Here is a 9,888-nt window from a genome sequence, read left to right as displayed (position 1 = left end):
AGAGTGATGGTTATCACATGTATCGCATTTTATATAAAAACCTGCCTATTAATTTGGTATTTTCACTATTAATCCTTACATCTTGTACCCAATCCACAAAGTTGAACAATGACGTCAGTTTAGAAAATCTGGGTAACAAAGCCTATGAACGTCAAGATTATGAAACAGCCCAAACTTACTACAAACAAGCGTTACAAAGTAAACCAACTATTTCTGCATATGAGGGATTAGCACAAACTTATGAGGCCCAAAATAGTTGGAAGGAAGCAGTTGAAATTTGGACAGCCATTTCCAAAATCGACAATCTTACTAATTTGCAATTAGATAAGTTTAAGTTAAAAGCCGCAAAAAATCATGCTCGTCTTGGAAATGCCTCACAAGCGCGCAACTATTTAAACAATATCAATACCAATTCAATTTTAGACTCTCGCGAAGGTAAGTTGGTAAGCGGGTTAACCTCCGTTTTAGAAGGGCGAGAAACACATGCAATCAATTCGTTTCAAGATATTTTAACGCAAACACCAGAAGACCAGTCGGTAAAAATTAACCTGGCTTTAACATATTTAGTGTTTGATAAGCTTGATACTGCTATCGCTCTGTTTAATGAAATGCCGAATAATCAGGTTGCAAAACTTAACAAGTCCATTGCATTAGTCTTAAAAGGAAAAGAAAAAGAGGCTTTAGCATTAGCTACGGCATTACAAGGTGAAAATGGGGCAAAGAAGACCATTCAATATGCGCGTGATTTAAAAAACATACCCCCTACATCACGTGCAAGACATCTTTTTGGTGTAAAATAAAGCGAAGGGGGAAACCGCCAAATTCCCCCCTTCTTTCCCCAGTGATCGGACCCAGCGAGACCACCTGTGGAAACTAAATCTTCTACATATTACTGATCGAATCTAATCCTTGCATGATCGCAGGACCTAACAGGACAATAAATAGTGAGGGCATGATAAAAACAATCATAGGTACAGTCAAGATAGCAGGAAGCTTAGCTGCCTTTTCTTCTGCTTTCATCATCCGTTCTGATCGATATTCTTCACCAAGTATCACTAAACTTTGAGCCAAAGGTGTCCCATAACGCTCAGCCTGTAACAGCGTATTCACAACGGATTTTATTTGCGGCATATCCGTTCTAACAACCAAGTTTTCTAAAGCTTTTCGCCGTTCTGGCAATATGCCAAGTTCTGTCGCGGTTAAAGCAAGTTCATCTGATAGTTCTGGCGACGCAAGTGCCATTTCAACGGCAACACGTTTCAAAGTTGCTTCAAGGCTTAAACCCGCTTCCGCACAGATCACCATCAGATCCAAACTATCCGGTAGCGCTAGCTCCAATGCTAACCGACGTTTTGCCACCTTATTCTTAACCATCAATTCGGGAAGATAATATCCAACAAACACACCTGCTAAAACAATCAATAACTGCGTTCCTGTTGCTTGAGTTTCTCCTCCCTTTAACCATAGTATAATTAGTGCAAATCCCCCTCCAACGAATGGCATACATAGTTTCACAAAGAGAAAATTCATCAACATTTCTTTGCCACGCCAACCCGCTTGCGCCAGTCTCGCTTCCATTCGCTCCGCTTGCGCAGATTTCATCAAGTTTAACTTCGTGACAACTTTTCTAATAATATTTTCACGCTTATTTTGTAATATTTTCCCTCTTTTCTCTGGTTTTATATACCCTCGGCGCATTGCGTTTTCACGTGTGAGTAGCTCCTTAGCTTTTTTGGCTAATGGTGATTTATATTCAATAGAAACTCTCCAAATAGACACCACAGCAATAAATGCAGATGCAGCAGCCATGACTGGAATTAAATCTGAAATTTCCATACCAAACATCTAGACCTCCATCTACATTCTAAATTTAATCATTTTCCGCATAATCATGACACCTATGAAAATCAATACGCCACCTACCCCCAACATCACATGGCCACGTGGGTCTTCGAATAGCTGAAAGATATATTCTGGTGATAAAACACTCAAAATAGCAAATAACACAAATGGTAAACTACCCAAGATCATCGCGCTTGCTTTGGCTTCTGATGACAAGGCTTTTACTTTTAAAACCATCTGTTTCCGACTACGTAAAATATTTGATAAATTATTTAATGTATCAGCTAAATTTCCCCCTGTATCCTTCTGAATAGAAAGAGTAATTACAAAAAATTTAACATCAGCTGATGGTAACTTTTCAGTCATATTCCACAAAGCTTTTTCCATATCTGTACCAAATTGAACATTTTCCATTACTGATTTGAATTCAAATCCAATAGGACCATCAAACTCACGCGCAACAGAAAGCATGCTTTCTGAGACTGGCAAACCGCTTCTCAACCCACGTACCATCAAATCAATTGCATCGGGGAAATCACGCAAAAATAATATGAGTCGTCTCTCTGCTATCCCCCGAACCACCATCAACGGCCCCAACACCCCTACAGCGCTTCCAAATAATAATGAAGAAATTAAGCTAAGTTTTAACATCAAGGCCACAAGCATAGAGATAAAAATCCCAACAATCGTCATTATCGCTATAAATTGTCCAATCGAGATATTTTTACCTGTTCTAAGCAATAGTCTTTCCAACACATCACGTTTAGGAGCGTATTTATTCAAGGTCGCTAAGATTCCAGATGTGTCTCTTTCTTTTTTACGAACAGTCTCCCCGCCATCAGAGGTTCGAACTTTTGGATAACGTAACATAGACAAAGCGGCCAATCGTTCCTGACGAATTTTCTGGCGATCAGACGTGCTAAATACAACAAGCACAATTAACAGGATTGTAAAAGACATGCCACCAACGATGATAACCGTATCCAAGTCCATAATCGCTTCCTAACTCCCCATGGCCTGAATAAGTGCTTTATCTAAACCAAAATATTCAGCCTGCTGCATAAACGCCGGACGCAACCCTGTTGATTTATGCTCACCAGTTAACTTCCCGTCTGCTCCCTCACCTGTGAATTCAAACTTGAATAAATCTTGCGTGGTAACGACTTCCCCTTCCATACCAATAATTTCCGTAACTTGTGATACACGCCTTCCACCATCTCTCATTCTGGATACCTGTACAACAAGATGAACAGCACCAGCAATTTGTGCACGTACAGCTTCATGGGGTAATTTCACACCTGCCATCGCCACCATATTTTCTAATCGGACAACTGCTTCTCTTGGATTATTTGCATGGATCGTTGCCATTGAGCCGTCATGACCTGTATTCATTGCTTGTAAAAGATCTAAGGCTTCCCCACTTCTTATCTCACCTAAAATGATACGATCAGGACGCATACGCAGGGTATTCTTCATTAAATCACGCATAGTAATCTCACCCTGCCCTTCAAGATTAGGTGGACGAGTTTCCAGACGTACCACATGGGGTTGCTGAAGTTGAAGCTCTGCAGCATCTTCAATAGTACAAACTCGTTCTCCCGCATCAATCATACGTGAGAGCGCGTTCAACATCGTTGTTTTCCCAGAACCGGTCCCGCCAGAAATTAAAATATTCAAGCGGCAACGTGATGCTATTTTTAATACTGTCGCCATAGCATCTGAAATGCTCCCACTTTGGCGCATAGTATCCAATGTGATCTTTTTTTCTGAAAACTTACGAATAGAAATACTAGGACCATCAATGGCAAGTGGTGGAATAATAATATTCACACGAGATCCATCCGCAAGACGAGCATCACAAAGCGGTGATGTTTCATCAACCCGACGCCCCACATGGGACACAATACGCTGCGCCACATTCATAACATGATTATCGTCTCGGAAAGTGACCTCAGAAAGGACTAATTTCCCACCTTTTTCTATATAAACCTGCTTTGCACCATTAACCATAATATCGGTGACAGAATCGTCCGCTAACAACGGCTCCAAAGGACCCAAGCCAAGCATATCATTAATCAATAATGTGACTAATTGACGTTGCTCAAGAAGATTTATGTTTATCTCTTTATCCTGAAGAATATCGACCACGATATCGTTAACCTGCACCGCTAATTCTTCCCGAGGGATAGCCAAGGCCTTCGATAAGTCCATTTGCTCTAGAAGTATTGGCTGAACGATCTCACGCGTCTCGGAAACAATAGCGGATTCACCTGTCTTCGTTTTTATATTTCTCGCCTTGGCTTCATTTTGGGCCCAAGACAATAACATATTCATCGCTGCTGTAATCAGATCACGCTCAAGATGTTGATCAATATTCTGATTATGTTGTAACAAAACCTCACCAAGATCACTTCCCACCATATGACTTAATTCTTGTCGTGGATGAGACAGAATGCCGTCTGGAGTATTGCGTTTCTTCATTAACATGAAGACTTCTTCAACTAGGTGATCTTCATCTGTTAAAGCTTCACAATCAACTTGGGCTTCTACCGTCTCTTTGATGCTGATCTTCTCATTTTGCCGTTCATTCGCTTTTCTCTGTAACGAACGATCTTTCAACTGCACTATTCTCTTATCTTTGAAACTGTCTCCCATACGATCTATAAGAGTTTTATGAGTCTCTATAGTCTCATTTTGACGTTTACCAAAACTCATGATTGCCTCCCTAATAATTTCTTCATCAGAGAGATTTTCTTAGGCGCCTCCTCTTCACCAAAAATCGCCTTATTGAGTATCCCTAATTCAATCTTAACCTGTTTAGGAGGTTTCACATCGGTAACGGCAATTCCTTTCTCTGTTGCCTCTGCAAATGCATCAATAGAAAAAGGCAGAGAAGCAACTGGTGTTCTTCCTAAAGTTTGGGCTATATCCTTTGCACTTAAATCCGCGTTTTTTGACTGCCCTATCTTGTTTAACACCACATGAATTTCTGGCTTTTTCTCCAAACTATCAACCCAGCTCGTTATACGAATAGCATCCCTTAAATTTGCAATATTTGGTTCAAGAACAATCACTAAATGGTCGAGTTGCTTAGCAATAGATGAAAATTGAGGAAGAATATATTTAGGACAATCAATAACCGCAGTCTTAAATGCCTTCGTGAGTCGACTAAAAAGAATATCCAAAGATTCTTCATTTATTTCCACTAGATGAGATGGATCATCTTCTGCAGCCAACAACTGCATGCCGTTATCCAAGGTGATAGTTGACCTCTCAAGAAAGAGATCATCTATTCGTTCTGGACTGGATAAAGCATCTACTAAAGCATGTGTTGGCTGAATATCCGTATAAAGCGCGGTAGAACCAAAATGTATATCCAGATCAAGCAAAACAGTATTACGTTCAGCTTTAGTCATCTTGGATGATTTTAACTTTTTGGTTATATCTCTTGGCAGCGCAGCACGGGCAATTTCCAAAGCAATCGTTGTTGCACCAGCACCGCCACGTGCACCGATTACTGCAATTGAGGTCGCGTTAGCTTCCTTTTGCTCCAAAACAAGTTCTGTTTCTTCATTTTGGGTAAAACAATCCTCGATATCAGATATAGAAAGAGGTTTGGGCAAATAATCCATTACCCCTAAAGCTTTAATCGCGTGATAGGTCTGGATACGATTGTCTTTACCAATCACAAGGACTTGAGAACTCTCATCACATACATTTGACAGCTGCTCTAAATAAGCAACAGGATCGACAATATCGTTTACGTCAATTAATACAAATGGAGGTGTCGATGATTGTGACAAGATTTCAACTGCTTGAATTTGATCCGCATCGATGACCCCATCTATCGACCAATCCTGCAATTTGAAAAATTCGGATAAAATTGTTCTTGTATGCAGGTCAGAAGATAAAGCAAGTGCAGGAAGATTACTAAGTGTATCAGCTATATCATTTACTTTGAGCTCTGATGTGTCTTTATAAGCAGTTAAAGCCATTACTCGTCTCCCGCACTATTATCCAGCACATCAAATTGCTCAACGATCAATGGTTCTGTTTCACCAGCCCAATATTCATAAACACCGGAAGCCGCCTGTTCACCATCCATAAATCCTGGATCGCTACCATTTGCCACATGACTTGGGTCCGCAACCATGTGACCAAGATTAGCCACGTTGGCACAGCCAAGTGTCGCACGAGTTGTACTCGTAACGCTTGAGATATGAGCCGACATATTTCGTTCGCAGTTAGGGACAGACAATTTGTGACGACGAACAACAATCTGTACTGAGTTGATATCTTGATCTATGCCAGTATCGGCTTCATCATCACTCGATAATCCAAGAACTCCGGATTGTACGGTTGCATCGATCTCTTTACTCTCCAACCAATAAGAAATCCAATGAGCTGCATTTTCACCCTGATAGCTGTTACTTGACTGAACAAGCAATTGGTCAGTTCGGCGTAATCCTGATTTTTTAAGAAAAAGAGTTAACTTACGTGCTTCGATTTCAGACAAACTACCGTCCGGTTGAACGGCTGGTGCGTAAATGTAGTCAACAGGCATCACTTTTAACTCAGCTTTATTTGAGCCAAACTTCCATCTCTCGCCTGCTGGTCGATTTGTGCAACCTGTTAGAAGTAAGCCCAAAAAGCATACAAACAGGAAGCCAAATATAAATCTTTGTATTTCAAAAATCATTTCTTTCTCCTTCCTATTTAGTCAAACTGGAAACCAGCTACCCGCGGACGTGGTTCTTTTGGTTCTTCCTCAAAGCGGAAGATATTAGGGGATTCAGCATCTTCAATTTGCTCAAAAGTGTCTGCAACTTGCGGGACGTAAAAACGATCTGTTGGCTTAACAAAAGGGTTTCCATCAACTGGCTTCACCAAATAAGGCGTAATAACGATCACCAACTCACTTTCACTACGTTGGAAAGTATCAGACTTGAAAAGTTGCCCTAAAATTGGAACGTCAGCCAAACCCGGTGTACGAGCTAAATCATAGGAGGAATCATTTTGAATCAATCCCGCAATGGCAAAACTTTGACCACTGCCTAACTCAACTGTCGTTTCAGCGCGACGCGTAATCAAAGAAGGCACTTCAAAATTTACGAGCGTCACAGCATTTTCATTCGATAACTCGCTTACTTCAGGTCGAACATGCAAGCTGATACGATTTTCGTTTACCAAAACTGGTGTAAAAGCCAAAGACACACCAAATTTCTTGAACATAATGACTACTCGATTATCACCATCTGGTATTAAGATAGGAAACTCACCACCAGCCAAGAAACTTGCCGTTTCGCCTGATACTGCCGTTAAATTCGGCTCCGCGAGAAGGGTAATTAACCCCTCTTCGTCCAATGCACTTATCAATCCATTTACCGTAACATCGCCAATTTCACCACCTAGCCCCAAAAAAGACGGAGATAAATTACCGACAAGAGGGTTGAGGGATCGGCCAGCAATTGTTGCGGAACGAATTAATCCATCTGCAGTCCAATCAATTCCGAGATGCTTTTGAATATCACGCGATACTTCTGCAACTTGAACCCGCAAATTAATTTGACTTGGGGAGCGTACAGAAAGCTGATTTAAAACTAACTTTTCATCACCCATAGTTGTTTCAGCCATTTTTTTAATCATAGCTGCATCTTTTGGCGATTTAACTAATCCACGTAACAAAACGGATCCGCCCACTGCGGAAATATCCAAGCTTAATTCTGGAAAAATAACATTAACTTGATGACGTAACCCTTCCAAGTCTGGCTTAACTTTTACATTAAGGCTTGCAAGTATGTCATTGTTTTTACTTACTGCAAATAATGTCGTATTTCCTGGTTGGCGTGCTGATAAATATACAAGCCTTGGTGAACGTACCATTACCTCTGCAATATCTGCATTAGCAATGAACACTGTATCAGCCACTTGTGGTAACTTGATAAGACTGCCGGAATTTTGATCCAAAACGATTGTTTTTTGAGATGGCGAGATAACCTGTACATCTTGTGCAATCGAAGTTTGTCCAAAAAATGTCAAAGCGATCAGTATAATTAAAGAGCTTAGGAAATTTTTTCTTAATTTTATCATTTCTTTTCCCTCCTCATTCTTCCGTTTTATTGCCACGTAACACAACAACACCTTCGGGTTTTTGTGATGGATTAGGCGATCCAATAATCATGGACATGTCACGTCCGTTGATTGTGAAAATTTCGGTATCGAGGGTATAATTTCTTTCAGACACATTATGATCCGTCGTCTTAGTTCTGATGTAAGACGTTTTCATTGCGGTTTGATCTGGGGTTTCTTCGGCTGCAGCCTGATTGGTATTTTCGTCTATCGCTAAACTTCTTAAAGCCAATGAAACTTGACCCATTTCACGTGCAATAGACATTTCACGTGCTTGTTCTTCGGTAACTTCGATAGTGGCAGTATCTCCATCCATTCCATCCTCGTCCTCAGAAACCGCTAAATTCTGATCAATTGATAAAACACGCACATCTTCAAGCATGGTTGTACTCGCAAATCGTGTAATTTTATCTCCTCGGATATCTGTTCCCTTCAAACGAAGGGCAACCAGCACATCCACACGATCCCCCGGAAAAACCAGCCCCGAAACGCCAGCACCTTTCTTGATAGAAACTGACACTGCTTTCTTACCCGGCTCCAAGACAGCTGCGAGAAAGCCTCGATCTCCAGGAAAAACAACTTGTCCTTGCTGGATCGGCTGCCCTTTCAAAATTGGTGCTCTGACAACGCCGCCGCTAAAACTATCAATTGCTTCTTCAGTAACCAATTCATTCTCAGAATCAATCTCATCTAATGTCACATAGCGTTCATTATTTGCGGCTTCAGGCCAAGGTTGCCATTCCAAATCTTCCGGATGAACAAACTGCCCAGCCTGCATATCTATCTTTGGCACCAAAGCAACTAAAGATGCCTTTTCTTCAACAATTACAGTCTCAATTTGCTCTTTTTGAATTTCGACTTTTTGGCGTTGTTTTTCTATGAATTGTAAAACGCTATAACCTGTTCCACCAGCACTACCAACTGCGAGAGCAAGCATTAATATAGTCCGCATGTTCATCTGATTATCCCCCTATACCGCTAAGAGGTTTTTGTACAACATTGACGATTTGAATGATCGACACCACAAGTGCACCTGCCGAAATAGCCACTCCATATGGAAGCTGAACTTTCAACGCAGACGTCTCTAATTTTTTAAGATTTAGGTACCCTAAAACAAATGAAACGTCATAGCGGCTTCTCATCAATTGGATAAGTGCCATAAAGCCGCCGGCAATACCCATGGTTAACAAGAGTAGCGGAAGCATTTCGAAACCTGCCCACAAAGAAACACCAGCAAGAAATTTAGCGTCCCCTGCACCGAAAATATGAAATGCATATAAGATAAAGCCAATTACAAGAACAGTAACCGCGACCGCTACATGCTCTAATGCCTGATCCCAACTGAAGCAAACCAGAGCCATTGGAACAAACAAAACAAAAATCAAAACAATGATTTTATTAGGCAGTTTAAAAAACCTCGCATCATTTGCTGCGGCAAATAGGCAAAGCCCAACAAACTGCGCGATACAAAGATAAAAGAAAAGTGAGGGAAACGTCATTTTTCCGGGTCCTTAGTGATAGAATAGGATGATGTTCGTCAAAATAAAAACAGGTCGAGTTTGGCGCCTCGACCCGTTTTAACTTTTGCTTTTTCCAATAGCCGGAGAAAGCCCCCTCCAAGCGACGAGCCATTCATTTATTAGGTTTATGGCGTACCTGTTGTACCAACAGCATCACTTAACTCTGTTTCAACTGATGTAAACATGGTGCTTAAGGCTTCCCCCATATCACCCAAAGCAACAATTGCAGCAACAGAAACCAATGCAGCAATCAAACCATACTCAATAGCCGTTGCACCATCTTCGTCTTTTACGAATTTAATGATAGCGTTCTTCAACATTTTAAATCTCCTCGATTGGTTGGACCTCGTGGGTCTTGATGAGACTAAAATGAGTCAAAACATAGATAACGTCAAAA

10 protein-coding genes are annotated in these 9,888 nt (G+C 40.9%); 1 reads left to right on the top strand and 9 read right to left on the bottom strand.

The genetic code is table 11. The annotated features are described in order from the left end of the window. Window positions 1-800: tetratricopeptide repeat protein (locus E1160_RS02455; protein WP_218048661.1), on the top strand; the 800-nt coding region annotated here is incomplete at its 5' end. A gap of 82 nt (window positions 801-882) precedes the next feature. Here the strand turns inward: E1160_RS02455 and E1160_RS02450 are convergent. The 9 genes from E1160_RS02450 to E1160_RS02410 all read right to left on the bottom strand — a co-directional run bounded on the left by E1160_RS02450 (window position 883) and on the right by E1160_RS02410 (window position 9,811). After that, window positions 883-1,845, bottom strand: coding sequence for a type II secretion system F family protein (locus E1160_RS02450; protein WP_155153404.1), 963 nt, complete (start codon window positions 1,843-1,845; stop codon window positions 883-885). Between the two features lie 12 nt (window positions 1,846-1,857). Continuing rightward, window positions 1,858-2,835: a type II secretion system F family protein gene (locus E1160_RS02445; protein WP_155153403.1), complete on the bottom strand. Its 978-nt coding sequence runs from the start codon at window positions 2,833-2,835 to the stop codon at window positions 1,858-1,860. A 9-nt stretch (window positions 2,836-2,844) separates the two neighbouring features. Beyond that, window positions 2,845-4,557 carry a CpaF family protein gene (locus E1160_RS02440; protein ID WP_235914026.1) on the bottom strand — a complete coding sequence of 571 codons (1,713 nt, stop codon included), beginning with the start codon at window positions 4,555-4,557 and terminating at the stop codon, window positions 2,845-2,847. Continuing rightward, the gene (locus E1160_RS02435; RefSeq protein WP_155153402.1) at window positions 4,554-5,837 is read right to left on the bottom strand and encodes a P-loop NTPase family protein; all 1,284 of its coding nucleotides are present in this window, start codon (window positions 5,835-5,837) and stop codon (window positions 4,554-4,556) included. The genes E1160_RS02440 and E1160_RS02435 overlap by 4 nt, the downstream gene beginning before the upstream one ends. Then, window positions 5,837-6,541, bottom strand: a complete 705-nt coding sequence (locus E1160_RS02430) for a CpaD family pilus assembly lipoprotein (protein WP_155153401.1) — start codon at window positions 6,539-6,541, stop codon at window positions 5,837-5,839. The genes E1160_RS02435 and E1160_RS02430 overlap by 1 nt, the downstream gene beginning before the upstream one ends. A 17-nt stretch (window positions 6,542-6,558) precedes the next feature. Further along, window positions 6,559-7,932: a type II and III secretion system protein family protein gene (locus E1160_RS02425; protein WP_155153400.1), complete on the bottom strand. Its 1,374-nt coding sequence runs from the start codon at window positions 7,930-7,932 to the stop codon at window positions 6,559-6,561. Window positions 7,933-7,945: 13 nt separating this feature from the next. Continuing rightward, window positions 7,946-8,929 (bottom strand): Flp pilus assembly protein CpaB, encoded by a 984-nt coding sequence (gene cpaB / locus E1160_RS02420; protein ID WP_155153399.1) that lies wholly within the window; start codon window positions 8,927-8,929, stop codon window positions 7,946-7,948. A gap of 4 nt (window positions 8,930-8,933) precedes the next feature. Beyond that, on the bottom strand, window positions 8,934-9,470 hold the full coding sequence (locus E1160_RS02415) for an A24 family peptidase (protein ID WP_155153398.1): 537 nt from the start codon (window positions 9,468-9,470) through the stop codon (window positions 8,934-8,936). A 146-nt stretch (window positions 9,471-9,616) separates the two neighbouring features. After that, a complete protein-coding gene (locus tag E1160_RS02410) occupies window positions 9,617-9,811 on the bottom strand; it encodes a Flp family type IVb pilin (RefSeq protein ID WP_235914025.1) in 195 nt (64 codons plus the stop codon). Between the last annotated feature and the right edge of the window lie 77 nt (window positions 9,812-9,888).

It is taken from the genome of Curvivirga aplysinae (assembly GCF_009711445.1).
GTDB classification, from domain to species: Bacteria; Pseudomonadota; Alphaproteobacteria; order UBA8366; family Aestuariispiraceae; genus Curvivirga; species Curvivirga aplysinae.
This window is presented reverse-complemented; position numbering and strand designations above follow the sequence as displayed.